This window comes from Flavobacterium olei (genome assembly GCF_039749035.1).
Taxonomy (GTDB): domain Bacteria; phylum Bacteroidota; class Bacteroidia; order Flavobacteriales; family Flavobacteriaceae; genus Flavobacterium; species Flavobacterium olei.
In genome coordinates this window covers 878,331-903,760 of record NZ_JBDKWC010000001.1, presented here as the reverse complement: position 1 = coordinate 903,760, position 25,430 = coordinate 878,331, and the positions used below count along the sequence as shown (strand labels likewise).

22 protein-coding genes, 1 rRNA gene and 2 other annotated features are annotated in these 25,430 nt (G+C 35.5%); of the genes, 8 read left to right on the top strand and 15 right to left on the bottom strand.

Annotation, left to right across the window (positions count from 1 at the left end):
* Nucleotides 1–141 (top strand) — a sequence feature (23S ribosomal RNA rRNA prediction is too short).
* A gap of 102 nt (nucleotides 142–243) precedes the next feature.
* Nucleotides 244–2,563: a sequence feature (most likely nonfunctional fraction of RNA operon), on the top strand.
* Nucleotides 2,564–2,735: 172 nt separating this feature from the next.
* Together rrf and pafA are read left to right on the top strand one after the other, a co-directional pair.
* Nucleotides 2,736–2,845, top strand: a 5S ribosomal RNA gene (gene rrf, locus ABEB31_RS03900).
* A 204-nt stretch (nucleotides 2,846–3,049) separates the two neighbouring features.
* Nucleotides 3,050–4,669 carry an alkaline phosphatase PafA gene (gene pafA / locus ABEB31_RS03895; RefSeq protein WP_347050025.1) on the top strand — a complete coding sequence of 540 codons (1,620 nt, stop codon included), beginning with the start codon at nucleotides 3,050–3,052 and terminating at the stop codon, nucleotides 4,667–4,669.
* A gap of 111 nt (nucleotides 4,670–4,780) precedes the next feature.
* On the opposite strand, the gene ald is transcribed toward pafA, so the two are convergent.
* The gene (ald, locus tag ABEB31_RS03890; protein WP_347050024.1) at nucleotides 4,781–5,899 is read right to left on the bottom strand and encodes an alanine dehydrogenase; all 1,119 of its coding nucleotides are present in this window, start codon (nucleotides 5,897–5,899) and stop codon (nucleotides 4,781–4,783) included.
* Nucleotides 5,900–6,100: 201 nt separating this feature from the next.
* Here ald and ABEB31_RS03885 point away from each other — a divergent pair, with 201 nt between their 5' ends.
* Complete coding sequence (locus ABEB31_RS03885) at nucleotides 6,101–6,559, top strand: Lrp/AsnC family transcriptional regulator (protein ID WP_053474073.1); 459 nt, start codon at nucleotides 6,101–6,103, stop codon at nucleotides 6,557–6,559.
* 60 nt (nucleotides 6,560–6,619) lie between these two features.
* On the opposite strand, the gene ABEB31_RS03880 is transcribed toward ABEB31_RS03885, so the two are convergent.
* Both ABEB31_RS03880 and ABEB31_RS03875 read right to left on the bottom strand, forming a co-directional pair.
* On the bottom strand, nucleotides 6,620–8,068 hold the full coding sequence (locus ABEB31_RS03880) for a glyceraldehyde-3-phosphate dehydrogenase (RefSeq protein WP_347050023.1): 1,449 nt from the start codon (nucleotides 8,066–8,068) through the stop codon (nucleotides 6,620–6,622).
* 181 nt (nucleotides 8,069–8,249) lie between these two features.
* Nucleotides 8,250–9,650 (bottom strand): trypsin-like peptidase domain-containing protein, encoded by a 1,401-nt coding sequence (locus ABEB31_RS03875; protein WP_347050022.1) that lies wholly within the window; start codon nucleotides 9,648–9,650, stop codon nucleotides 8,250–8,252.
* Nucleotides 9,651–9,808: 158 nt separating this feature from the next.
* Here ABEB31_RS03875 and dapF point away from each other — a divergent pair, with 158 nt between their 5' ends.
* From dapF to ABEB31_RS03855, 4 genes are all read left to right on the top strand, one after another.
* The gene (dapF, locus tag ABEB31_RS03870) at nucleotides 9,809–10,591 is read left to right on the top strand and encodes a diaminopimelate epimerase (protein ID WP_347050021.1); all 783 of its coding nucleotides are present in this window, start codon (nucleotides 9,809–9,811) and stop codon (nucleotides 10,589–10,591) included.
* Nucleotides 10,592–10,606: 15 nt separating this feature from the next.
* Nucleotides 10,607–11,140, top strand: a complete 534-nt coding sequence (locus ABEB31_RS03865; protein ID WP_347050020.1) for a GNAT family N-acetyltransferase — start codon at nucleotides 10,607–10,609, stop codon at nucleotides 11,138–11,140.
* 12 nt (nucleotides 11,141–11,152) lie between these two features.
* Complete coding sequence (mltG, locus tag ABEB31_RS03860) at nucleotides 11,153–12,193, top strand: endolytic transglycosylase MltG (protein ID WP_347050019.1); 1,041 nt, start codon at nucleotides 11,153–11,155, stop codon at nucleotides 12,191–12,193.
* A 481-nt stretch (nucleotides 12,194–12,674) separates the two neighbouring features.
* Nucleotides 12,675–13,313: a peptidoglycan-binding protein LysM gene (locus ABEB31_RS03855; RefSeq protein ID WP_347050018.1), complete on the top strand. Its 639-nt coding sequence runs from the start codon at nucleotides 12,675–12,677 to the stop codon at nucleotides 13,311–13,313.
* 41 nt (nucleotides 13,314–13,354) lie between these two features.
* Here ABEB31_RS03855 and scpA read toward each other — a convergent pair whose 3' ends face one another.
* From scpA to dnaA, 11 genes are all read right to left on the bottom strand, one after another.
* Nucleotides 13,355–15,478: a methylmalonyl-CoA mutase gene (gene scpA / locus ABEB31_RS03850; protein WP_347050017.1), complete on the bottom strand. Its 2,124-nt coding sequence runs from the start codon at nucleotides 15,476–15,478 to the stop codon at nucleotides 13,355–13,357.
* A 293-nt stretch (nucleotides 15,479–15,771) separates the two neighbouring features.
* Nucleotides 15,772–16,008 carry a hypothetical protein gene (locus tag ABEB31_RS03845; protein WP_347050016.1) on the bottom strand — a complete coding sequence of 79 codons (237 nt, stop codon included), beginning with the start codon at nucleotides 16,006–16,008 and terminating at the stop codon, nucleotides 15,772–15,774.
* A 45-nt stretch (nucleotides 16,009–16,053) separates the two neighbouring features.
* Nucleotides 16,054–17,418: a methylmalonyl-CoA mutase subunit beta gene (locus ABEB31_RS03840; RefSeq protein ID WP_347050015.1), complete on the bottom strand. Its 1,365-nt coding sequence runs from the start codon at nucleotides 17,416–17,418 to the stop codon at nucleotides 16,054–16,056.
* 14 nt (nucleotides 17,419–17,432) lie between these two features.
* Nucleotides 17,433–17,765 carry an FtsB family cell division protein gene (locus ABEB31_RS03835; RefSeq protein WP_347050014.1) on the bottom strand — a complete coding sequence of 111 codons (333 nt, stop codon included), beginning with the start codon at nucleotides 17,763–17,765 and terminating at the stop codon, nucleotides 17,433–17,435.
* Between the two features lie 195 nt (nucleotides 17,766–17,960).
* Nucleotides 17,961–18,569: a uridine kinase gene (gene udk / locus ABEB31_RS03830; protein ID WP_347050013.1), complete on the bottom strand. Its 609-nt coding sequence runs from the start codon at nucleotides 18,567–18,569 to the stop codon at nucleotides 17,961–17,963.
* Between the two features lie 251 nt (nucleotides 18,570–18,820).
* Nucleotides 18,821–19,702: an SDR family oxidoreductase gene (locus ABEB31_RS03825; RefSeq protein ID WP_347050012.1), complete on the bottom strand. Its 882-nt coding sequence runs from the start codon at nucleotides 19,700–19,702 to the stop codon at nucleotides 18,821–18,823.
* 73 nt (nucleotides 19,703–19,775) lie between these two features.
* A complete protein-coding gene (locus ABEB31_RS03820; RefSeq protein ID WP_347050011.1) occupies nucleotides 19,776–20,903 on the bottom strand; it encodes a methionine aminotransferase in 1,128 nt (375 codons plus the stop codon).
* Nucleotides 20,904–20,947: 44 nt separating this feature from the next.
* Complete coding sequence (locus tag ABEB31_RS03815) at nucleotides 20,948–21,463, bottom strand: energy transducer TonB (RefSeq protein WP_347050010.1); 516 nt, start codon at nucleotides 21,461–21,463, stop codon at nucleotides 20,948–20,950.
* Nucleotides 21,464–21,485: 22 nt separating this feature from the next.
* On the bottom strand, nucleotides 21,486–22,199 hold the full coding sequence (locus tag ABEB31_RS03810; protein WP_347050009.1) for an SAM-dependent methyltransferase: 714 nt from the start codon (nucleotides 22,197–22,199) through the stop codon (nucleotides 21,486–21,488).
* A 60-nt stretch (nucleotides 22,200–22,259) separates the two neighbouring features.
* On the bottom strand, nucleotides 22,260–22,727 hold the full coding sequence (locus tag ABEB31_RS03805) for a low molecular weight protein-tyrosine-phosphatase (RefSeq protein WP_347050008.1): 468 nt from the start codon (nucleotides 22,725–22,727) through the stop codon (nucleotides 22,260–22,262).
* 9 nt (nucleotides 22,728–22,736) lie between these two features.
* Complete coding sequence (gene dnaA, locus ABEB31_RS03800) at nucleotides 22,737–24,164, bottom strand: chromosomal replication initiator protein DnaA (protein WP_091492283.1); 1,428 nt, start codon at nucleotides 24,162–24,164, stop codon at nucleotides 22,737–22,739.
* A 188-nt stretch (nucleotides 24,165–24,352) separates the two neighbouring features.
* Here dnaA and ABEB31_RS03795 point away from each other — a divergent pair, with 188 nt between their 5' ends.
* On the top strand, nucleotides 24,353–24,757 hold the full coding sequence (locus ABEB31_RS03795) for an acyl-CoA thioesterase (protein ID WP_347050007.1): 405 nt from the start codon (nucleotides 24,353–24,355) through the stop codon (nucleotides 24,755–24,757).
* A gap of 31 nt (nucleotides 24,758–24,788) precedes the next feature.
* Here the strand turns inward: ABEB31_RS03795 and ABEB31_RS03790 are convergent, their stop codons facing one another.
* Entirely contained in the window at nucleotides 24,789–25,421 is a 633-nt protein-coding gene (locus ABEB31_RS03790; protein ID WP_347050006.1) for an IMPACT family protein, read from the bottom strand.
* Between the last annotated feature and the right edge of the window lie 9 nt (nucleotides 25,422–25,430).

Genomic DNA, 25,430 nt, shown 5'->3' with positions numbered 1-25,430 from the left:
CACAAGGAACCGGAAGTTGCTGGAAAGTGACGCCATAGAGGGTGATAGCCCCGTATGGGTAACAAGTGTAATGGATAGTGGTATCCTGAGTAGGGCGGGGCACGTGAAACCCTGTCTGAATTTGGCGGGACCATCCGCTAAGGCTAAATACTCCTGAGAGACCGATAGTGAACCAGTACCGTGAGGGAAAGGTGAAAAGAACCGTGAATAACGGAGTGAAATAGATCCTGAAACCATACGCTTACAAGCGGTCGGAGCCCTTTCGTGGGGTGACGGCGTGCCTTTTGCATAATGAGCCTACGAGTTAACGTTGCTGGCAAGGTTAAGTGGTTAAGCCACGGATCCGTAGCGAAAGCGAGTCTGAATAGGGCGCTTTAGTCAGTAGTGTTAGACGCGAAACCGTGTGATCTACCCATGGGCAGGTTGAAGCTGTGGTAACACACAGTGGAGGACCGAACCGGTTGACGTTGAAAAGTCTTCGGATGACCTGTGGGTAGGGGTGAAAGGCCAATCAAACTCGGAAATAGCTCGTACTCCCCGAAATGCATTTAGGTGCAGCGCTGGTGATAGTTATATAGAGGTAGAGCTACTGATTGGATGCGGGGGCTTCACCGCCTACCAATTCCTGACAAACTCCGAATGCTATATAATGTTTCCCAGCAGTGAGGGCTTGGGTGCTAAGGTCCAAGTCCGAGAGGGAAAGAACCCAGACCATCAGCTAAGGTCCCCAAATATATGTTAAGTTGAAAGAACGAGGTTTGTCTGCCCAGACAGCTAGGATGTTGGCTTGGAAGCAGCCATTCATTTAAAGAGTGCGTAACAGCTCACTAGTCGAGCGGACGAGCATGGATAATAATCGGGCATAAACATATTACCGAAGCTATGGATTTGCAGTTTACTGCAAGTGGTAGGGGAGCATTCCAGCAGGGTTGAAGGTGTATCGTCAGGTATGCTGGACCGGCTGGAAAAGAAAATGTAGGCATAAGTAACGATAATGCGGGCGAGAAACCCGCACACCGAAAAACTAAGGTTTCCACAGCTATGCTAATCAGCTGTGGGTTAGTCTGGTCCTAAGGCGAACCCGAAAGGGACAGTCGATGGCCAACGGGTTAATATTCCCGTACTACTAATTACTGTGATGGGGTGACGGAGTGATGAAAGCGCCGCGAACTGACGGAATAGTTCGTTGAAGTACCTAGCTATAAGACCTGTAGGCAAATCCGCAGGTTTTGGTGAAATACGATAGTACTCGGAGTCTTCGGACAAAGAGATAGTGCGCCTAAGGGCTTCCAAGAAAAACCTCTAAACTTCAGGTAATTAGTACCAGTACCGTAAACCGACACAGGTAGTTGAGGAGAGAATCCTAAGGTGCTCGAGAGATTCATGGCTAAGGAATTAGGCAAAATAGACCTGTAACTTCGGGAGAAAGGTCGCCCACAGTAATGTGGGCCGCAGTGAAGAGGTCCAGGCGACTGTTTATCAAAAACACAGGGCTCTGCAAAATCGTAAGATGAAGTATAGGGCCTGACACCTGCCCGGTGCTGGAAGGTTAAGAGGAGATGTTATCTTCGGAGAAGCATTGAATTGAAGCCCCAGTAAACGGCGGCCGTAACTATAACGGTCCTAAGGTAGCGAAATTCCTTGTCGGGTAAGTTCCGACCTGCACGAATGGTGTAACGATCTGGACACTGTCTCAGCCATGAGCTCGGTGAAATTGTAGTAACGGTGAAGATGCCGTTTACCCGCAGTGGGACGAAAAGACCCTGTGCACCTTTACTATAGCTTAGTATTGACCTTGGATAAATGATGTGTAGGATAGGTTGGAGACTATGAAGCGGCGTCGCCAGGCGTTGTGGAGTCATTGTTGAAATACAACCCTTTGTTTATCTGAGGCCTAACCCCGCGTTGCGGGGGACATTGCTTGGTGGGTAGTTTGACTGGGGTGGTCGCCTCCAAAAGAGTAACGGAGGCTTCTAAAGGTTCCCTCAGTACGCTTGGTAACCGTGCGTAGAGTGCAATGGCATAAGGGAGCTTGACTGAGAGACATACAGGTCGATCAGGTACGAAAGTAGAGCATAGTGATCCGGTGGTTCCGCATGGAAGGGCCATCGCTCAAAGGATAAAAGGTACGCCGGGGATAACAGGCTGATCTCCCCCAAGAGCTCATATCGACGGGGGGGTTTGGCACCTCGATGTCGGCTCGTCACATCCTGGGGCTGGAGAAGGTCCCAAGGGTTGGGCTGTTCGCCCATTAAAGTGGCACGCGAGCTGGGTTCAGAACGTCGTGAGACAGTTCGGTCTCTATCTACTGCGGGCGTTAGAAATTTGAGTGGATCTGATTCTAGTACGAGAGGACCGAATTGGACAAACCTCTAGTGTATCTGTTGTCCCGCCAGGGGCACCGCAGAGTAGCTACGTTTGGAAGGGATAAGCGCTGAAAGCATATAAGCGCGAAACCCACCACAAGATGAGATTTCTTTTAAGGATCGTGGAAGATGACCACGTTGATAGGCTATAGATGTAAAGGCAGTAATGTCATAGTCGAGTAGTACTAATAATCCGTAAGCTTATGTACACCCTTTTCCTCCCTGGTTTAACGGCCAGGGAGGGAGAAACTTTCTAAACCATTTACTTTTCTTTATCTCAGTATGTTAAGATATTTGCCCGTCGCGGGCGGTTATAAGTCAGGTGTTATAAGTGAAAGCTAAAAACAATAAACTAAAAACCAACAACCTTAAGGTGGTTATTGCGGCGGGGCTCACCTCTTCCCATCCCGAACAGAGTAGTTAAGCCCGCCTGCGCAGATGGTACTGCAGTATTGTGGGAGAGTATGTCGTCGCCTTTCTTTTAAAACCCCTATCCATAACGGATAGGGGTTTTTTCGTTTTATGAAAAATCTCGATTATTGTTAGAAATATTGAACCGCTAATAGATCATTGCATTACTAATTTTAACTGTTAAATTATAGTCAATTATTTAGAGTTTAATCATTTCACCGGGACTTTTAAAATAGTAATGATTATTTTTGTAATCAAATTATTTATTAAAAATGAAGAAAAATATTTTACTGTTGGCACTTTTTATTATTAGTAATTTAAGTGCACAACAACGTCCAAAGTTAGTCGTAGGCATTGTTGTAGATCAAATGAAAATGGAATATTTATATCGATTCTCAGATGATTTTTCGCCAAGTGGCTTTAAAAGATTAATGAATGATGGATTTACATTTCAAAACATGCATTATAATTATATGCCTACTTATACTGCTCCCGGACATGCTTCAATTTACACAGGGACAACTCCGGCTACTCACGGAATTGTAGGTAATGAATGGTTTAGCAGAACACTTGGTAAAGAGATGTATTGCACCGATGATGCCGGTGTGAAAACATTAGGTGATGGGACGGCAGAAGAAGGTGCTATGTCACCTAAAAACCTTCAGAGTACGACTATAACTGATGAAGTTAGAATGGCTACAAATTTTAACGGTAAAGTTATCGGAATGAGTCTAAAAGATAGAGGTGCTATTTTACCTGCAGGTCATTTTGCTAACTGGGCGTTCTGGTATAGTAAAACAGGTTCTTTTATTTCCAGTACTTTTTATGGTGAAAAATTGCCAGAGTGGGTTACAGAATTTAATAATGAGAAAAATTATTTGAAATATATAAATAAAGGCTGGGATCTTTATAAACACTCTTCAGTTTATAATAAAAGTTTAGTTGACAATAATCCTTATGAAGGGAAATTATATGGTAGTGCTGCTCCTGTTTTTCCTTATGATTTAAAAAGTATGTATGAGAAAAATGATGCGGGCATTATTCGCGCAACACCGTACGGAAATGATTTGTTAGCAGAGTTTGCAAAAAGAGCCATAGAGAAGGAAGAATTAGGAAAAGATAATGTTACAGATTTTCTTACTGTGAGTTTTTCTTCCACAGACTATGTGGGTCATTTGTTGGGACCAAGATCAATAGAATTACAAGACACTTATTTAAGATTGGATCAAACAATAGCTGATTTCTTAATTTATCTTGATAAAACAGTGGGTAAAGGGAATTATTTACTATTCTTAACTGCAGATCATGCAGGTGCTGAAAATGTAATTTATCTTAAAGATCATAAGTATAATGTAGATAATTATCCTTCTAAAGACGTAAAGAAAAGTCTACAGGATTTTTCAATTAAGACTTTTGGGGTTGACTTGATTTTAAACTATTCTAACTTTAATGTTTTCTTCAATAAACAAATTATCAAAGATAAAGGACTGGAACTGGTAAATGTTAAAAAAGCTTTCAAAGAGTTTTTAATTGCGCAGCCTCAGGTTAAGAAAGTTTATACTGAAGAAGAAGTATTGGCAAATGCAGGAAATGACTATTCCTTAAATTTTGTGGCTAAAGGTTACGATGTTACCCAAAATGGTGATTTAGTAATTGTTGATAAGACTGGTGACATCGAGTATAGTACTACAGGAACATCACATGGAACAATTTATACTTATGATACTCATGTCCCTGCCATATTTTATGGATGGCATATTAAGAAAGGAGAGTCTTATGATAAAAAAGCAATTACAGAAATCGCTCCAACGATAGCGCAGAAAATTAAAGTTACTTTTCCAAATGGAACAGAGGCTAAAGTAATGACCGAGGTTTTGAATGAAAAGAAATAATTATAAATATAGACCTATCCACAAGATAGGTTTTTTTATGCTAAAAAAAGGCTTTTCAATTAAGAAAAGCCTTATAATAGTGACTTAGTAAGCACTTATAAAGTATTAGCACTATGCGTTTGCTAATACTATTTCTTCGTTAAAAGGAAGATTCCAAGCTTCAGCTACTCCTTTATAAAGGATTTTTCCATTAGCCACGTTTAATCCTTTTTTCAATTCTTCATTTTCAGCACAAGCTTTTTCCCATCCTTTATTAGCTAATTGAACCGCGTAAGGTAAAGTCGCATTAGTTAAAGCTAAAGTGGATGTATAAGGAACAGCTCCTGGCATGTTTGCTACACAGTAGTGAACAATATCATCAATAATAAAAGTTGGATTTTCGTGTGTTGTTGGAGTACAAGTTTCAATACATCCTCCCTGATCAACAGCAACGTCAACAACCACTGCTCCCGGACGCATTAATTTAAGCATATCACGCGTAATTAAATGAGGTGCTTTAGCTCCAGGTATCAAAACTGCCCCAACTATTAAATCAGCATCTTTAATTGCTCTTGTAATGTTGTAGTGATTTGACATTTCTGTATTTACATTAGCAGGCATAATATCATCTAACTGACGTAAACGAGGTAAGCTTAAGTCCATGATAGTTACCTGTGCACCTAAACCTGCAGCCATTTTTGCAGCTTGTGTTCCTACAATTCCTCCACCTAAAACCAGTACTTTTGCTGGTGGAACTCCTGGTACACCTCCTAAAAGAATTCCTCTGCCTTTTAGTGGTTTTTCAAGGTATTTAGCTCCTTGTTGAATTGCCATACGACCAGCAACTTCAGACATTGGAACTAAAAGTGGTAAACTGCGATCTGTTTTTTCTACAGTTTCATACGCCAAGCAAACCGCTCCTTTTTGTAACATTGCATGCGTTAACTCTTCAGATGATGCAAAATGGAAGTACGTAAATAATAATTGGTCCTTTTTAATCAATGGGTATTCAGAAGCAATTGGCTCCTTCACTTTAATGATCATTTCCGAAACCGAATATACTTCTTCAATTGTTTGTAAAACAACTGCTCCGGCATTTGCATATTCTTCATCAGCAAAACCGCTTCCTAAACCAGCAGTAGATTGTACGTACACAGTGTGACCATGTTTTTTCATTTCTGAAACACCTGCAGGAGTTAATGCAACTCTGTTTTCGTTATTTTTTATTTCTTTTGGAACACCTATTATCATTTGTTATATTTTTTGTTTTTAGTAGAAATTGTTTTTACAAATCTACAGATAGAGAATAAATTATGTTTTAAAGGGTAATAAATAAGAAAATATTATTTTATTTTTTAATTTTACAGAAAATTTTTCTTTTTAGAGCTGTATTTAATTCTTCAAAGAGAAAAAATAACTGAATACTAATAATTCTATTACAACGTTTTCGTTATGGCCTTAGATGAAATTGACAAAAAAATCTTACGTCTCTTACAAGAAGATGCGCATTATACTTTAAAAGACATTGCAAATAAAATAAATTTGTCTTTGACACCGGTTCATGACAGAGTGAAACGACTTGAAAAAGACGGAATTATAGAAAAATATGTCACCATTTTAGACAAAAAAAAATTGGGTAATAATCTAACTGTTTACTGTCAGGTTACCTTAACAAAGCAAACATATGATACTTCTGAAGGTTTTAATCAGTCTATTTTGAATTTGCCTGAGGTTGTTGAATGTAATTACGTTTCGGGAAACTTCGATTATATGCTTAAAATTATAATTCCGGATATGGAAAGCTATCACCATTTCCATCAAAAAAAATTATCTGTTTTACCCGAGGTATCTCTAATAAATACAGTTTTTGTGATTTCAGAGGTAAAAAGTACTACGGTATTGCCTATTTAATTAAATAAAAAAACCACCAAGATGCTCTTGATGGTTTAGAAAACAGTTAGTTTGGTTGAATTAATAATAGGTATAACGTCTTACTTTGGCAATATATTTTGCTAAACGAATTACCTGATGACTATATCCGAATTCGTTATCATACCAGATATATAAGACAATATTTTTTCCATCTTTTGAAACAATTGTTGCATTGCTGTCATAAATAGCTGGGGCAGAAGTTCCAACAATATCAGAGGAAACTAATTCATTATTTAATGAATATTTAATTTGTTCCACCAATTCTCCTTCGAGAGCATATTTTTTCATTATTTTATTAATTCCGGCAATTGATGTTGCTTTTTTTACTTCTAAACTTAAGACAACAAGTGAGCCATTTGGAACAGGAACTCTGATTGCATTAGAAGTTAATTTACCTTCCAGAGAGGGTAGCGCTTTTGCAACGGCACTTCCTGCGCCAGTTTCGGTAATTACCATATTTAATGCAGCAGCTCTGCCGCGACGGTATTTTTTATGCATATTATCAACCAGATTTTGGTCGTTGGTGTAGGCGTGAATTGTTTCTAAATGACCTTTTACAACACCAAATGCTTCTTCGACAACTTTTAAAATCGGAGTAATTGCATTCGTAGTGCAGGATGCCGCAGAGAAAATGTCAATTTGATCGGGATCAAATTCGTTATGATTAACTCCATGCACAATATTCGGAACCCCTTTTCCTGGAGCGGTTAATAAAACTTTGCTGACTCCATTAGATTTTAAATGTCTTTTAAGTGCTTCTTCAGTAGTAAAAGCACCCGTATTATCAATCACTAATGCATCATTAATTTCATATTCGGTATAATCAATTTCTTCTGGAGAATTGGCAGTAATCATGTGGACGGTTGTTCCGTTAATAATCAACGCATTGTTTTTTGCATCAACACTTACAGATCCGTTAAAATCACCATGTATAGAATCATATCTCAGTAGAGAAGCTCGTTTCTCTAAGCTGGATGTATCATTTTTATCACGGGTAACTATTGCTCTTAAACGCAATTGATTTCCTTTACCGGTTTTAGACATTAGCTCTCGTGCCAATAGACGTCCAATTCTTCCAAAACCATAAAGCACTACATCTTTAGGCTGAATTTCTGTCGATGATTTGGCTTTTTTCAATTTATCCATGACAAAATATCTTGCATCAGGATACTTTTCATCTTCTAAACGATACTCGTAAGTAAGTTTACCAAGATCAATTTTTGCCGGCGGAAGATCTAACGATAACACAACTCTGGCAATTTCGACAGAATCGAAAATGGTAATTGGTTTTCCGACAAATTCTCCTGCATATTGATGCAGATTTATAATATCGCTGACATTTTTATCTAATAGCTGATTTTTAAATAAAACCACTTCTATTGATTTATCATACCATAAATCACTTATGATTTTGATTAATTCGACGCCGGCTTTTCGTCGGTCGACTTGTAATGTTACCTCTTTTTGGTACAATGATTTGTTACTCATAATTGAAAATATAAAATGCTCACTATTTTAAAATTTTGGGCAAAAGTATCTATTTCAATCGATTTCGTAAACTATTTTGACATTTATTTTCGGAAATAAAAAAGCTGCCTTAATTTCTTAAGACAGCTCCTGATGTTTTCATATTTTATATAAGATCTCAGTTCAAAAAATGAACATATCCTTATATTATAATCCTGAAAATCTCACCATTTCTATTGATCATTTCGATGCGAACGCTCTGACCTTCGTCTTTTTTACTCAAAAGTTTAGAGACAGTCTCGACATTTGTTGCTTTTACATTATCAATACTTAAAATGATATTTCCCTGTAATTCGTTTTGATATTGCATTAAATTCTCATTAGTAATATTTTTGATTTTAACACCATAATCAATTCTGAATTTCTTTTTATCTGCAGCATCAATATTCTCAAGTTCAATCCCCTTAAATTCGGCACTAAAAAACTCATTTTTGCTTAATGTTACCGGAACAGTTTTCGTTTTTCCGTCTTTAATATACGTCACTTTCACCACATCATTTGGACGCTTTGTGTTGATGTAACCAGATAAATCTGCGTAAGTAGAAATATTTTGATCATCAAGTTTAACTATAATATCGCCTTTTGCTAAGCCGGCTTTTTCAGCTCCGGAATTTTTAGAAACTCTATTAATATAAAAACCCTGAGTTTCGGTAATTCCAAGTTCTTTAGAAGCGGTGCTATTCAATTCTCCGCCTTCAACTCCTAAAATTCCACGTTGAACATTTCCATATTCCATTATATCCTCAATAATTTTACGGGCAATGTTAGAAGGAACAGCAAAAGAGTAGCCAACATAAGATCCTGTCATCGACGAAATCATGGTATTAATTCCAATCAATTCGCCTCTTGCATTTACTAACGCTCCACCGCTATTACCTGGATTTACGGCAGCGTCGGTCTGGATAAAAGACTGAATTCCGCTCTGGTCTAAATTTCTGGCTTTTGCCGATACAATACCGGCAGTTACGGTCGATGTTAAATTGTACGGATTCCCGACTGCCAATACCCATTCTCCTACTTTTACAGTATCAGAGTTAGCAAAAGCAGTATAAGGAAGTTTTTCATTGGTATCGATTTTCAATAATGCAATGTCCATTTTAGAGTCGGTACCAATTAATTTTGCTTTGTATGATTTTTTGTTGTTCAACGTAATTTCAATTTCCGTCGCATCTTTAATTACGTGATTGTTGGTTACGATATAACCGTCTTCAGAAATAATTACTCCGGAACCGGTACCTACCTGTTCCTGTTGCTGCTGTCCGCCGTATCCGTAGAAAAATTCAAGCATTGGGTTGCTGACCGTTCTTCTCGAAACATTCTTTACATGGACAACCGTGTGAATTGTTTTGTCTGCAGCTTCGGTAAAATCAACTGTTTCAGCTCCTAAACCGACATTTTTGCCATATGAGTCTGGAGCAAGAGTTACAACAGAACCTCTTTTTCCAAAAAAAGAATTGTTGCTTTCAAATAATAACTTGTAAGCACCAAGTGTAATAGCACCACTTAAAAGCGACACTAAAAATAAGGCTGAAAATCTTTTCATATTAAAGTTTATAATTAAAGTTATTAGAATTTATGTCATGATATTTAACGTAAAATTACTTCAAAAAATTATTTCAAAAAACGGTTTAACGCTCTTTAACAATGATTAACATTTCATTAATTATTTGTTCGTACTTTTGTATTTATAACGACTAAAAAATGCAACTAGAATTTTATAAATATCAGGGTACAGGAAACGATTTTGTAATGATTGATAATCGTGCTGATTTTTTTCCAAAAGAAGATGTAAAACTTATTGAGAGACTGTGTGACAGACGTTTCGGAATTGGGGCTGACGGATTAATTTTACTAGAAAATGATTCGGAAACTGACTTTAGAATGGTATATTATAACTCAGACGGAAATCAAAGTTCGATGTGCGGGAACGGAGGACGCTGTCTTGTCGCTTTCGCAAATCAGCTTGGAGTAATTGATGATAAAACAACTTTTATAGCTACTGACGGATTGCATCATGCGTCTGTTAATGCCGATTCTATTGTTTCTCTTCAGATGATTGATGTCAATGAAATACAAAAAAAAGATTCTTACACCTTTTTAAATACAGGCTCGCCACATCATGTACAAATTGTAAATGATCTGGAAAATTATAATGTAAAAGAAAATGGAGCTGCAATTCGTTACGGTGAACTATATGGTGAGAAAGGAAGCAATATTAATTTTGTGAAAAAAGTGGATAATGATACTTTTTCCCTGAGAACTTACGAAAGAGGTGTTGAGGATGAAACCTTGGCCTGTGGAACTGGTGCAACGGCAGTGGCAATTGCAATGAATGCCATTGGTGAAACTGATAAGACTTCAATTAACTTAAATGTAGAAGGTGGAAAATTAATTGTTTCTTTTGACAAGAACGGAAATCAATTTACCAATGTCTTCTTAACCGGACCTGCAAAATTTGTTTTTAAGGGAACTATCGAAATCTAAAAATCAAAATCTTCGATGATAACACTCAAAGGCGAAAACATTTATCTGCGTGCACTTGAACCGAATGATCTGGAATTCATTTTCGCGATGGAAAATGATGAAAGCATTTGGAATGTTAGCAATACTAATACACCATACAGTCGTTTTTTAGTTCGCCAATACCTGGAAAATGCGCATCAGGATATTTATGAAGCGAAGCAACTTCGTCTGGCAATCTGTCAGGACGAAGATTTTCCTGCTATAGGATTAATAGATTTATTTGAGTTTGACCCGAAAAATAATAGAGCAGGAGTTGGGATTGTCATTCAGAACGAAGAAAATAAAAGACAAAATATTGGTTCTGAAGCTTTAGGGCTTTTAATTAATTATGCATTTTACAATTTAAATCTGCATCAATTGTATGCAAATATTGGTGTAGAAAATGCCGCTAGTGTTGCACTTTTTACTAAATTTGGTTTTGAGAAAATTGGAATAAAAAAAGATTGGATCTTGTTTCATAACCACTATCAAGATGAGGCAATGTTTCAGTTAATTAATAAAAACATTTAAAAAACGTAAGCTTTGAGTCTAAAAAAAATTATCACAATAAGTGCTGTAGCCATAATTTCTGTTTTATTGATTTATGGATTTATTTTAATCAGTAAAATTTTTAGTTCTAATACTAAATTTGAGGAAAAGGAATTATATGTATATGTGCCAACTGGTGCAAGTTACGCAGATGTAAAAAAGATATTGGAGCCTTATGTGAAGAATTTTGACAATTTTGAAATGGTTGCTTCAAAAAGAGACTATCCCGAAAATGTAAAATCAGGCCGTTTTCTTTTAAAGAAAGATATGAATAATATCGACCTGGTTCGCGCAATGCGATCAAATATCCCCGTTAAATTAGTATTTAATAATCAGGAGCGTCTTGAAAATTTTGCCGGTAAAATTGGTGCAGAAATTGAAGCCGACAGTGTCTCTTTGGTAAAAGCGATAAGAGATTCGACCTTTATGGCCGCTAACGGATTTAATGAGGAAAATGTTTTTGCCATGTTTATTCCTAATACATATGAAATTTACTGGAATACTTCTGCTGAAAAATTCCGGGATAAAATGATTAAGGAATATCATAATTTCTGGACCGATGAACGAATTGCGAAAGCCAAAGCACAAGGTTTAACACCAGTTCAGGCTACCATTTTAGCTTCCATTGTTCATAAAGAATCTGTGAAAAAAGATGAAAGGCCAAGAATTGCAGGTGTCTATTTAAACCGTTTACGTCTGGAAATGCCTTTACAAGCTGATCCAACGGTTATATATTCGTTAAAGCTTCGCGATAATAATTTTGATCAGGTTATTAAGAGAGTATTTTACAATGACCTGATAATGAGATCACCGTATAATACATATGTAAACAAGGGACTTCCTCCGGGACCAATTGCAATGCCGGATATTACGGCTCTGGAAGCTGTTTTAAATCCTGAGAAAAATGATTATATATATTTTTGTGCAAGTGTTGAGCGTTTCGGATATCACGAATTTGCTGCGACTCTGGCAGAACATAATGTAAACGCAAAAAAATATTCAGACTGGATCGCCAGTCAGGGAGTAACAAGATAAGATCGCTTAAACCTTATAAAAAACCGAAGTATATTAATTTTAATTTACTTCGGTTTTTTTTTCTTCAATCCATAAATAGTTTTTCTCAAAAATTATCGCATTATCATTTTTAACGTTTTAAGCGTCGTATTTACTAAATGAAATAACTAAAATCGGCTGTAATTTTTTATAAAATTCAAAATCAAGTTTTTATAATACGCATTAAATTCTACTAAATTTAATAGTCTATTTCTTTATTTTAAGCCTAATTTTCTTAAAATTTTTATAAAATTAGGTTTTTTATTTTTTAGATTTTTCATTTTTTAGATTAAATATTTCTCTCTAAAATATCTCGGAATCTATTAGTATAGTTGGGATGATCGCCATATGGGTATATGAGGGGGAAAATGTAAATCGTTGGTTTATAGTATATTTGTGAATGCCTTATCTTTGCACCGTAGAAATTTCAAGGGAGTGACAGGAACTTGAAGAAAAACAATTTATGATAAAGAAATGGTATTTTTACGCGAGTTTAGTCGTTATTATTACATTTTTAAGCTTAGGATTTATTCCTTCGGACAAAGAAACCAAACCGTGGTTTCTAATTGAAAAAACAGATGGATCAGAATACATTTTTCCATCGACAGAGAAAGATGATTATCCAAACACCAATGTCCCATACACAGGAAATCATCTGATAGGTTTTAAAGAAGCAGTAGCTTTCAAAGAATCTCAGGGGAAGTACAGATTAGTTAATTCTCTTGGCTACATGGGTAAATATCAATTTGGTTCCAAAGCTTTAAGAGCAATCGGAATTAATGATAACAAAGCCTTTTTAAAAGATCCCGCTTTACAGGAAAAAGCTTTTACAGCATTATTGGCAAAGAACAAATGGATTCTTCGCTATGAAATTGAAAAGTATAAAGGCAAAGTAATTAGTGGTATCGAAATTACAGAATCCGGAATTTTGGCTGCAGCTCATTTGGGTGGTGCAGGTTCCGTAAAAAACTTCTTTAAAAACAAAGGAAACAGGCATTTTAGAGATGCATTCGGTACATCTTTAAAAAGCTATATGCGAGATTTTGCGGGCTACGATCTTTCTATTATAGAAGCAGACAGCAACGCAACAGTTAACGACTAATGTAAAAAAGAAAAAATCCCTATTAAGGGATTTTTTCTTTTTTAATCTATAAAGGCTTCCAGTATTTTAATTGCTGCTTCACTAATTTTAGTTCCGGGTCCAAAAATAGCAGCTGCGCCGGCATCAAACAAAAATTGATAATCCTGCGCCGGAATTACACCTCCTACAATAACCATAATGTCTTCACGTCTGTGTTTTTTCAGTTCCTCTATAACCTGTGGTACTAATGTTTTATGCCCGGCTGCCAAGGATGAAACACCCAGTATATGAACATCATTTTCGACTGCCTGTTTTGCTGCTTCTGCCGGAGTTTGGAATAAAGGTCCTATATCCACATCAAAACCTACATCGGCGTAACCCGTCGCCACTACTTTTGCACCGCGATCATGTCCGTCTTGTCCCATTTTGGCAATCATAATTCTCGGACGTCTTCCTTCCTGTTTGGCAAAAGTATCAGCAAGCTGTTTTGCTTTCTCAAAATTCTCGTCGTTATTTATAGCTTTACTATACACACCGCTAAAAGATTTAATTTGTGCTTTAAATCGCCCAAAGACGCTTTCCAGAGCAGTACTTATTTCGCCTAAAGTTGCTCTGTTTCGGGCAGCTTCAATGGCAATTTCTAATAAGTTGCCTTCGCCTGTTTTTGCACAAAGGATTAATTTTTCCAGTGAATGATTTACTTTTTCTGAATCCCTGCTTCTTTTTATGTTTTCTAATCGTTCAACCTGTTGTTTTCGGACTAACTGGTTGTCAACATCTAAAATGTGAAGTGGATCTTCCTTTTCTAAACGATATTGATTTACACCAACAATAATATCCTGATTGCTGTCTATGCGGGCTTGCTTTCTTGCAGCAGCTTCTTCAATTCTAAGTTTTGGAATTCCGGCTTCAATTGCTTTGGTCATGCCGCCCAATTCTTCAACTTCTTCAATTAATTTCCAGGTTTTTTCAGTAATTTCATTTGTTAAACTTTCAACATAATAACTTCCTGCCCACGGATCAACCGTTTTAGTAATTTTAGTTTCTTCCTGAAGAAAAATTTGAGTATTACGCGCAATTCTGGCAGAAAAGTCGGTTGGCAATGCAATAGCTTCATCTAAAGCATTCGTATGAAGTGACTGCGTTCCTCCAAAAGCCGCAGCTGCTGCTTCAATACAAGTTCGTGCTACATTATTAAAAGGATCTTGCTCGGTTAAACTCCAGCCGCTTGTTTGGCAATGGGTTCTTAAAGCCAGAGATTTATCGCTTTTTGGATTAAATTGTTGTAATAATTTTGCCCAGATCATTCGTCCGGCTCTCATTTTAGCAATTTCCATAAAATGATTCATTCCAATTGCCCAAAAGAAAGATAGTCTGGGAGCAAAGTCGTCAATAGTCATTCCGGTTGAAAGACCAGTTCTTATGTATTCTAATCCGTCTGCTAAGGTGTAAGCCAGTTCAATATCTGCAGTTGCACCTGCTTCCTGCATGTGATACCCGGAAATGGATATAGAATTAAATTTTGGCATTTTTTTGCTGGTAAATTCAAAAATATCCGCAATAATTTTCATTGAAGGTGTTGGCGGATAAATATAAGTATTACGCACCATAAACTCTTTCAAAATATCATTCTGAATGGTTCCGGCCAATTTTTCAGTTGAAACACCTTGCTCTTCGGCCGCCACAATATAAAAAGCCATAATAGGAAGAACAGCACCATTCATGGTCATAGAAACGGACATTTCGTCTAACGGAATCTGATCGAATAATATCTTCATATCTTCAACAGAATCAATTGCCACTCCAGCTTTTCCGACATCTCCAACAACGCGTTCATGATCAGAATCGTAGCCACGGTGTGTTGGTAGATCAAAGGCTATCGAAAGTCCTTTTTGTCCGGCGGCAAGATTTCTTCTGTAAAAAGCATTGCTTTCTTCAGCAGTTGAGAATCCCGCATATTGCCGAATGGTCCACGGACGTCTCACATACATTGTGGCGTAAGGTCCGCGAAGGTTAGGGGCAAAACCGGCTCCAAAATCAAGGAAATCAAAATCTTCAATGTCACTTTCAGTATATCTTTTTTTGATTTCGATTCCTTCGGCTGTTGTGAAGTTTTGTGTTGAATTCTGACTTTCAACTTTCAACTTTTGACTTTGAAGATTAATATGTTTAAGGTCTTTTCTCAATTGTAAATGTTAATTAAAATTGGTTCAATTCACTATCTCTTGATGTGTGAAAAATGGATTTTATAATAATCGTATTATTATAAACTGAATAATGTATAGCGTAAGGAAAAGTTTTTAAGAAGATAATTCTAATATTGTCGTATCTTATTTGAAATGATAATGGATCATTTTTTAAAATTGAGATGCTTCTTTTAAATGAATCATTAAATCTCATTGCTAAATTTGGATGAATATCTTTGTACCAAATTAATTATTCTCTATAATCTGATTTTGCTTCTTTAACAATTTCTATTTTATAATTCATTCTCAATTTCTTTTAAAAAATCATCAATATTAGTTGTATCGGCTGGATTTTTTAAATATTTTTCTGTTCTTTCTCTTACCTGGTCAATTTGCCACTGTGGGATTTTGTATTCATTACTTTGAATAGGAAAAATAATTACTTCTACTTCATCGGCTTTAAAATCATCAGGTAAAATAACCGTTACTGAATGGTTCTTAACTGTTATTATTTGTCTAATTGCTTCCATAATTATTTAATTTATATTTAAATATAGGTACTCTTGAATTTATTTTTATTCCAGCTCCAATCTTTCCTGTTCCATTTTTTCAGCCAGTCTTTTCTCGATTATCGGTGTAATCAATGTTTTCCTGGGTTTGATTTTTACAAATGGAAACAACTCCAGATCGTGTTTCATCTTGTCTTCTTTATTTGGATATTTATTGGTTCCTAAAAGAATTTCTTTTTTAGAGTCAAATAATTCCTGTTCTTTAGTAGCACTTTCCTGAATTTTCTTTTTAATTGTGCCGTCGTTTAAAAGTTTCAAAAAACCTCCGCTGGCTTCAATATCCTTAAACAAAGTCAGACTTTTTTCTGCCAATTGCATTGTTAAACTTTCAATGTAATAACTGCCGTCTGCAGGATTATCCACTTTATCAAAATAGCTTTCGTGTTTTAAAATTAAAAGTTGATTTCTTGCAATGCGGTCTCCAAATTCATTGTCTTTATGATATAATGCGTCATAGGGCAGATTGGCAATTGCATCTGCGCCGCCTAAAATTGCCGACATACATTCAGTTGTCGTACGGAGCATATTTACATTATAATCGTAAATGGTTTTGTTTCTTCGGGTAGGCGTCACGAGGAAATGGCATTCTAAATTCGGATTATATTCTGCTGCAATCAGGTTGAACAGCATTCTTAAAGCCCTCAATTTTGCAATTTCAAAAAAATAATTTGTTCCCACAGAAACCTGAAAAACAATTGGTTTAGTGTTATCAGGGAAACGATTCAAATATTCATTAGCGTGTGCAAGGCTGTAGGCAATTTGCTGTGTAATAGTCGCACCTGAATTTTGATATAACCCCGAATCTATACTTATAAGATTTACATTTGTTGTGTTTTTAAAAAGTAGATCCAGAGTTTCAAAATTATTTTTTTCTGATGTTGAAAACCAATTTCCTTCGCGGGCTAAATGTCCAATCGGATCCAGATTGCAATAAAAAATAGCTTTTTTTTGAATTGAAATCCTGTCTAATTTTTTAACGAAATCGATTGAGATAAAATTCAAATGAAAATATACAATTCTATTTTCTAAAGGAAGATCCTGTAGTAATTTTTGAATATCTGTTTGTTCGTTTTGAATACTAAAACGAAGACTTTCTGCACCTCTTTCCAGAGTGTTTAATGCTCTTTCAATCGATTTTTCAACATCAAAAACAAAGATATTCTGGCAGATTTTAAAATCTGATGCGTGTGTATTTACGTTTGCAGCTTTAGAAAATTCATCTCTGTGATAAAAAGGTTTAACCTGAATATCTTCCGGTGAATTCCATATCAATGTCTGATTATAATCGGCTCCATCTAATTCAAACTGAATTTTTTGTTTCCATTGTTTGGATGAAACCGGGTTAAAATCGTCGAATAGGTTAGTGGCCATTGTATTTTTTTTGATTATTCTTTTTCCTGAATAGTGTCTCCTTCAAATTGTATAATATAAATATCCTCGCTGTCTTTTTTCATAAAATATTTCTCGCGGGCATACTTTTCAATTTGTTCCGGGTTTTTCAACTCCTTAATTTGCTCCTGATCTTTTTTGATTTCTTCCTGATAATATTTCTTATTATCCTGAAGTTCGTTAATCTGTTCGTCTAAAAAACGATGATCAAAATACGAGTAATTGTCTAAAAATAACATCCATACAATAAAGAATAGCAGGACCCAAACGTATTTGTTTCCCAGGTATCTGAACCATTTTTTATCTTTATATGGATTTTTAAATTTCATTTTAAACGGATATTATTTTTAATCTGATGGTGTTTCCAACCCCGATTACGTCACTAATTTTATTTTTTATTTGTGTCCGGTAAACTTTGTTTGCGCGGTATCCTGTTATGGTTTCGTTTTTTAACAATACATAAAAAGATAAAGAAGAAGGGAGAATCTGCTCCCAATCTTTATGGACTAAATTTACAATAAAAATTATAAAATTCTCTGATTAATTACAGCGCGTACAACATCAATTGCAACCGTATTGTATTTATCATTGGGGATTATAATGTCGGCAAAAGCTTTACTTGGTTCTATAAATTGCTCATGCATAGGTTTTAAAGTCGTTTGGTACCGATTTAAAACTTCATCTATATCTCTTCCACGTTCTGAAATATCTCTTTTTAAACGTCGAATTAATCTTTCATCGGAGTCTGCATGAACATAGATTTTAATATCAAACATTTCCCGTAATTCAGGATTTGTCAAAATTAAAATTCCTTCTACAATCATTACTTTTCTTGGATGCGTTGAAACCGTATCATCCGTTCTGTTATGCTGTACAAAAGAATATACCGGCTGATCTATTGTTTCACCTGCTTTCAGCGCTTTTAAATGACTGACCAATAAATCAAAATCAATAGCACGCGGATGATCAAAATTGATTAATGCTCGTTCGTCAAAAGACAAGTTAGTAGTTTCTTTATAATAAGAATCCTGAGAAATCACGCCCACTTCGGTGTGTGGCAATTCATTCATGATTTGGTGTACTACCGTTGTTTTTCCACTTCCCGTTCCTCCTGCAATTCCTATAATGAGCATAAAATTTTTGTTTGATATTTGTTCGGCAAAAATAATAATTTAACTGATTTTCTAAACATATTATTTCTTTTAAACCATATAAGTATTAGAAGTAAATTTAAGTGATAAAATATTTAAACAATTTTCTATTTCATTGAATTTATATCAGTTATATGGTGAAAATTCAAAAAAAATCCCGAAAGTAAACCTTCGGGATTTTGTGCAATCAGTATAGTTTAAAAAAATATTCTGAATTTAGTAAGCACTTGTAATTATTTATTCTTTTTTGCTTTAATCATCATTTCAAGCTGATCCCATAATTCTTCGGGAATAGCTTCTAGTAAATTAAATTGTCCGGCACCTTTTAACCACTCGCCGCCATCAATCGTAATAACATCTCCATTGATATAAGAAGAAAAATCAGATACCAAATACGCAGCAAGATTGGCTAATTCCTGGTGATCTCCAACTCTTTTTAATGGTACTTTTTTTGCCATATCAAACTTTTCGGCAAGATCACCCGGTAATAATCTGTCCCAGGCACCCTTGGTAGGAAATGGTCCGGGTGCAATAGCATTCGAACGTATCCCATACTTTGCCCATTCTACAGCAAGACTTCTTGTCATCGCCAAAACTCCTGCTTTTGCAGTTGCACTTGGTACAACGTAAGCAGATCCTGTCCAGGCGTATGTAGTTACAATATTTAAAACAACAGCTGATGTTTGTTTGGTGTCAATCCAGTGTTTTCCAAAAGCCAGCGTACAGTTTTTAGAACCTTTAAGTACAATATCTATCACGGTGTCAAATGCGTTGGCAGATAAACGTTCTGTAGGAGAAATAAAATTTCCGGCAGCATTATTTAGAAGAACATCTACTTTGCCAAATGTCTTTAAAGTTTCCTGAAGCATGTTTTCTACTTCTTCGTAATGACGAACATCACACTGAAGTGGCAAACATTTTCCGCCAGTTTCACTTTCCAGTTCGGCTGCAGTTGTTTTTAGCTTTTCTAAATCTCTTGAAGTTATTGCTACCTGAGCTCCTAATTCAAGAAAATATTTGGTCATAGCTTTTCCTAAACCGCTTCCGCCTCCTGTAACGACAATGACTTTGCCTTTTAATGCATCATCACGTAACATTTTATCTGTATAGCTCATACTTTTTCTTTTTACAATATTAGTTAAATAAAATAGGATGCACGCATAATAATGTTATAAATTTTCTATAAACTTATATATTACATAATTTTTTTGCGGCAGATTCTAAAGTGAAATTGTCTTTCGCAAAACAAAAACGTATTAGCTTTTGATCTTTGTGATCCGAATAAAAAGAAGAAATTGGAATTGCTGCTACGCCGTGATCAATAATTAGATTTTTACAAAAGGTTACATCATCCTGATCCGAAATAATAGCATAAGAAGCCACCTGAAAGTAAGTTCCTTCACAGGGTTTCAATTCAAATCGGCTGTTTTGAAGCAGTTTTTGAAAGTAATCTCTTTTTTCCTGATAGAATTTTGCCAGTAAATTGACATCCACAACATCCAAATATTCACTTATTGCAAATTGTGAAATACTGTTTACACTAAAAACCAAAAACTGATGTACTTTTTTGATTTCTCTCATTAAATGTTCCGGAGCAATGGTGTAACCAATTTTCCAGCCTGTAATATGAAACGATTTGCCAAAAGAAGAAACCATTACGCATCGATCTAAAAGAAAATCTTTTGTATGTGCTGAAATGTGTTTTTCTTCAAAAGTGATATATTCATAAACTTCATCAGATAAAACTATTATATCGGGATATTTTTCGAGAAGATTTTTTAATTGAGAAAAGTCATTTTCAGTTAATATTTTTCCAGTCGGATTATGCGGATTGTTGATTATCATCAACTTGGTTTTCGGGGAATAGGATTTTTTGATTCTTTCCCAATTCGGTGTATAATCATCATTTAAGGCAACACGAATGGGTTTGGCATTGCACAATAAAACCGGCGATTCATAAGAGTCATAACTCGGATCCAAAATTATAACTTCGTCATTTTCTTTTACTAAAGCCAGAATAGTAGTAAAAATTCCCTGTGTGGCACCGGCAGTAACCAACAGTTCCAATTCGGGATTTATAGTTCTTTTGTATGAATCAAAAATTAGTTTAGCAATTTTGTTCATCAAAGGCGGGTAACCCGCCATTGGCGTATATTGGTGCACATTTTCTTTGGATAACCTCGCAACTATATCAGTCAGTCTTTCATCAACAGGAAAATTAGGAAATCCTTGTGATAGATTGATTGAGTTATATTCGGACGCCATTTTTGACATTACCGTAAATATGCTTGTGGTTACGTTTGGAAGTTTACTCATATAAAGTCCGATCTGTGGAAAACTTGTGAGTTAATAAAATATACTTAATTAATTACCATAGGAATAGAGTACAGTACTCTGACTAATTTGTTGTCTTGTTTCCCCGGACTCCATTTAGGAAATAGTTTTAAAACTCTAATAGCCTCAGCACCTGTCTGGTGTCCAAGATCTCTTAAAATTTTAATATCACTAAGCGATCCATCTTTCTCAATAATAAATGTAGCATATATTTTCCCTTTTAAACCTACTTTTGGGCTTTTGAAATTTTGTTTTATAAAGTCGTTCATTGCTTCTATTCCACCTGGAAACTCAGGTTTCAATTCTATGCCTGCTGTATTATAAATGCTATAATCGTCATTAGGTTCATCACCTTGCGGGTAACTTTTAGTAATAGGTTCGTCTATTGTTATTTTAGAATCTGTATTTCCAATGCTTCCGGGATTAACAGTTGCAGCTTGCGACTCTTTTGTAGAGGATTTTTTTTTGGAATTGGTCTTAGTATTTTGTGAAAATGAAATCTGTGCGAAACAGATTAAAATCAATATTAAAAACTTTCTCATAATATTAAAGTCTAAGATTAGTTTACATTTTATGAATAATAAAAATAGTGGGTCTATTATGCAAATCAACTTTTAATTTTTTCCAGTCAGAAACCTTCATGGTTTTAATAAATTCTGTTGGTAAAGTAATATCAGTCGCAATACATAAATGTGTTGACGGATTTAAAATCTGCAAAAGATCTTCAACTAATTTGTTATTTCTGTAAGGTGTTTCAATAAATAACTGAGACTGGTTTTTATCCTGAGATAATTTTTCAAAATGACGAATGGCCGATTTTTTTTCGTCTTTATCAATTGGTAAATATCCGTTGAAAGTAAAACTCTGACCGTTCATTCCGGAAGCCATCATCGCCAGTAGGATAGAAGAAGGGCCGACCAAAGGCACAACCTGAATCCCTTTTTCGTGTGCCAGTTTTACAATTACAGCACCGGGATCTGCAACGCCCGGACAGCCGGCCTCGCTCATTAAACCCATATTTTTTCCTTCAAGTAAAGGTTTTATAAAGTCTAAATGTTCGCTTGGTTCTGTTCTTTTGTTTAAAGTAAAAAGCACCAATTCTGATTGCTTTTTTTCAGGATAAACCGCTTTTATCGATTTTCTCGCAGTTTTATCATTTTCAACTATATAATGGTCAATGACTTCTATCGTTCTCCTTACGGTTTGAGGTAAAACATCCATCGGATCGCTTTCGCCCATTGTCGTTGGAATAAGATATAATTTTCCAGGAAGTTTCATGTGATTATGTTTAAAATTAAAAAATTCAATTATCTCTCTTATAGAAATAATTGAATTGAATTATGAGTGTTTTTTAAGAAGCTGATCTGCAATAATATCCGTCACTTCGTCCAGCATTTGATAAACATTATCAAAGCCATTTACAGCACCATAATAAGGATCCGGGACATCTACATTTTCATCTGGAAATAATTCGTTCAGGATCATTCGGACTTTCTTTTTATGTTCCGGAGTTTTGGCTAGTTGTACGACATCTCGAAAATTGGAGCTGTCCATTACGTAGATATAATCAAATTCATCAAAATCAGAAGATTTGATTTGCCTGCCTTTTTGAGCGTCGATTTTGATTCCGTTTTTTCGTGCTACTTCAATGGAACGTTTATCGGGACAATGCCCAACGTGCCAGGAACCTGTACCTGCAGAATCTACAAAGAATTTATCCTCAGGTAATTTTGATGCTAAAATTCCTTCTGCTAAGGGTGATCTGCAAATATTCCCTAGACAAACCATTAAAACTTTTATTGGCATGATTCGCGTTTACAGCGTTAGTTTTTTATTAATGTCTTCGACAAATTTTTTGAATTGTTTGTCTGTAGAAACTAAATTGTCAACAGTTTTACAAGCGTGAAGTACAGTTGCGTGATCACGGTCTCCAATCTGTGAACCAATATTTGCTAAAGAAGCTTTTGTAAATTTCTTAGCAAAAAACATGGCTAGTTGTCTGGCCTGCACAACATGCCTCTTTCGGGTCTTTGATTGTAAGGTTTCAATATCCAGTTGGAAATAATCTGAAACAATTTTCTGAATATAATCGATAGAGATTTCTCTCTTTACATTTTTAACAAATTTCTCTACGACACTTTTTGCTAATTCAATCGTAACTTCTTTTTTGTTAAAAGAGGATTGAGCGATTAACGAAATAATAGCACCTTCTAATTCTCTGACATTTGATTTAATGTTACGCGCAACATATTCTAAAATATCTTCCGGCATTTCTACACCATCGCGATATAATATGTTTTTAAGAATTGAGATACGGGTTTCGTAATCCGGCTGGTGCAATTCGGCAGATAGTCCCCATTTAAAACGGGATAATAATCTTTGTTCAATATCCTGCATGTCTACAGGAGCTTTGTCTGAAGTTAAGATTACCTGTTTTCCGTTTTGGTGTAAATAGTTGAAAATATGGAAAAACACATCCTGAGTTCCTGATTTTCCGGATAAAAACTGAACATCATCAATAATTAAAACATCAATCAACTGATAAAAATGAATGAAATCATTACGATTATTCTTTTTTACAGAATCAATGTATTGTTGTGTGAAAATCTCTGCAGAAATATATAAAACGGTCTTTTCCGGATATTTATCTTTTACTTCTACGCCTATAGCATGCGCTAAGTGCGTTTTTCCTAAACCGACTCCTCCAAAAATCAATAGAGGATTAAATGAAGTTCCTCCCGGTTTGTTTGCAACAGCCATACCGGCAGAACGGGCCAGGCGGTTAGAATCTCCCTCAAGGAAATTATCAAAACTATAATTTGGATTTAACTGAGATTCAATCTTTAAATTTCTGATTCCCGGAATTACAAACGGATTTTTTAGTTCAGGATTTAAGTTCTTAAATGGAGCATCAACCTCTTGTGGTTTCATCGGAACTCTGTTGGAACTTGGCAGCTGCTCGGTAAACGGCTGTTTATTTCCATAAGTGTTCTCCATTTTAATTTTATAAAGTAACTTTGCGTTTTTTCCCAGTTCTTTGGTAAGCGCAACTTTCAATAATTTTACATAGTGCTCTTCGAGCCACTCGTAGAAAAATTTACTTGGTACCTGAATATATAATGCGTTATCGGTTAGCTCAACTGATTTGATTGGTTCAAACCAAGTTTTGTATGCTTGATCTTGAATATTATCCTTTATAAAGGACAAACAGTTTTCCCATACCGATTGAGCAGTTTTAGTCATAGATTCAGATAAATTTTTTATTATTGTTATAAAGATTCTCCTAATAAATAAGGAGCAATTTTATTCCGTATTTCGGGATAACAAATATGTGAACAAATTTCTGTAAAAAAAAATATTTTGGTATCTAATTTTATAAAAAAAAGTTGTACAGAGGCTTTTTAAATTTCAATTTTTTTAATATTTTATCAATGAAAAATCATCAGACTCAAGTGCGAGTTCGTTACTCAGAAACCGACCAGATGGGAGTCGTTTATCACGGAAATTATATTCCCTATTTTGAAATTGGACGCGTGGAATGGCTTAGAAATAAAGGGGTTTCGTATAAAAGCATGGAAGAAAGCGGAATCGGGCTCCCAATTGTCAACATGAATATCAATTACAAAAAGTCGGCACGATATGATGAACTTTTAACAATTCACACGACTTTCAAAAGTCACTCTTCGGTTAAGATTGAATTTGACTGCGCGATCTATAATGAGGCAAATGAGTTATTAACAACTGCGAGCTTTATTTTGGTATTTATAGCGCTAAAAACAGGTCGCCCAACTGCCCCTCCGGAATACATTTTGGATATATTTAAAACCCTCGAATAAATGTTAAAACACAGTAGGTTTTTTCAATATTTTATAATAATTTAATATCGATTTCAAACATTAAATCAAAAATGCTGAATACAGATTCGGCATTTTTTTTTCGTGTTTTTGTCACAATTTTGCCAATTGGTAAGCCCGAAATTTCATCCATTTCCATTTCCTGAGAAACAATTTCAAGCTTTTTTTCTTTGATTACACGCATTACTTTATTCATGTTTTTATAATCAAAAGAGATTAAAAATTCTTCGTCAATTGTTTTTTCAACAATTTCACAAACATCCAATGTCATTTGAGCTGTCGTTCTGTAAGCAGAAATTAATCCGCCGACACCTAATTTTACACCTCCAAAAATGCGCACTACCACAACAAGAACGTTTGTTAATCCATAAGATTGTATTTGTCCGTAAATAGGAGCACCCGCCGTATTGCCTGGCTCACCGTCATCATTTGCACGATAAGTAATTTTATTGCCTACACCAAGCTGATAGGCATAACAATAATGTACAGCGTGGGGATGCTGTTTTTTAAGCTCCTCAATTATCGGTTTTACTTCATCTTCGTGGTTTATAGGAAAAGCATAGCCAAAGAATTTGCTTCCTTTTTCTTTAAACAATGTTTCTTCAGATGCAATTGCAATGGTTTGATAGGTATCGATTATTTCCAAAAGCAGATT

Excerpts from the sequence above, each read along its gene's own strand:
- ABEB31_RS03855 (WP_347050018.1), top strand. The coding sequence starts at position 12,675 with ATGATAAAGAAATGGTATTTTTACGCGAGTTTAGTCGTTATTATTACA.
- ABEB31_RS03840 (WP_347050015.1), bottom strand. The coding sequence starts at position 17,418 with ATGGCCACTAACCTATTCGACGATTTTAACCCGGTTTCATCCAAACAA.
- ABEB31_RS03795 (WP_347050007.1), top strand. The coding sequence starts at position 24,353 with ATGAAAAATCATCAGACTCAAGTGCGAGTTCGTTACTCAGAAACCGAC.
- ABEB31_RS03805 (WP_347050008.1), bottom strand. The coding sequence starts at position 22,727 with ATGCCAATAAAAGTTTTAATGGTTTGTCTAGGGAATATTTGCAGATCA.
- ABEB31_RS03825 (WP_347050012.1), bottom strand. The coding sequence starts at position 19,702 with ATGAGCTATACAGATAAAATGTTACGTGATGATGCATTAAAAGGCAAA.
- ABEB31_RS03820 (WP_347050011.1), bottom strand. The coding sequence starts at position 20,903 with ATGAGTAAACTTCCAAACGTAACCACAAGCATATTTACGGTAATGTCA.
- ald (WP_347050024.1), bottom strand. The coding sequence starts at position 5,899 with ATGATAATAGGTGTTCCAAAAGAAATAAAAAATAACGAAAACAGAGTT.
- dnaA (WP_091492283.1), bottom strand. The coding sequence starts at position 24,164 with ATGACTAAAACTGCTCAATCGGTATGGGAAAACTGTTTGTCCTTTATA.
- ABEB31_RS03880 (WP_347050023.1), bottom strand. The coding sequence starts at position 8,068 with ATGAGTAACAAATCATTGTACCAAAAAGAGGTAACATTACAAGTCGAC.
- pafA (WP_347050025.1), top strand. The coding sequence starts at position 3,050 with ATGAAGAAAAATATTTTACTGTTGGCACTTTTTATTATTAGTAATTTA.
- ABEB31_RS03885 (WP_053474073.1), top strand. The coding sequence starts at position 6,101 with ATGGCCTTAGATGAAATTGACAAAAAAATCTTACGTCTCTTACAAGAA.
- ABEB31_RS03845 (WP_347050016.1), bottom strand. The coding sequence starts at position 16,008 with ATGGAAGCAATTAGACAAATAATAACAGTTAAGAACCATTCAGTAACG.
- ABEB31_RS03865 (WP_347050020.1), top strand. The coding sequence starts at position 10,607 with ATGATAACACTCAAAGGCGAAAACATTTATCTGCGTGCACTTGAACCG.
- dapF (WP_347050021.1), top strand. The coding sequence starts at position 9,809 with ATGCAACTAGAATTTTATAAATATCAGGGTACAGGAAACGATTTTGTA.
- udk (WP_347050013.1), bottom strand. The coding sequence starts at position 18,569 with ATGCTCATTATAGGAATTGCAGGAGGAACGGGAAGTGGAAAAACAACG.
- ABEB31_RS03835 (WP_347050014.1), bottom strand. The coding sequence starts at position 17,765 with ATGAAATTTAAAAATCCATATAAAGATAAAAAATGGTTCAGATACCTG.
- ABEB31_RS03810 (WP_347050009.1), bottom strand. The coding sequence starts at position 22,199 with ATGAAACTTCCTGGAAAATTATATCTTATTCCAACGACAATGGGCGAA.
- ABEB31_RS03875 (WP_347050022.1), bottom strand. The coding sequence starts at position 9,650 with ATGAAAAGATTTTCAGCCTTATTTTTAGTGTCGCTTTTAAGTGGTGCT.
- ABEB31_RS03815 (WP_347050010.1), bottom strand. The coding sequence starts at position 21,463 with ATGAGAAAGTTTTTAATATTGATTTTAATCTGTTTCGCACAGATTTCA.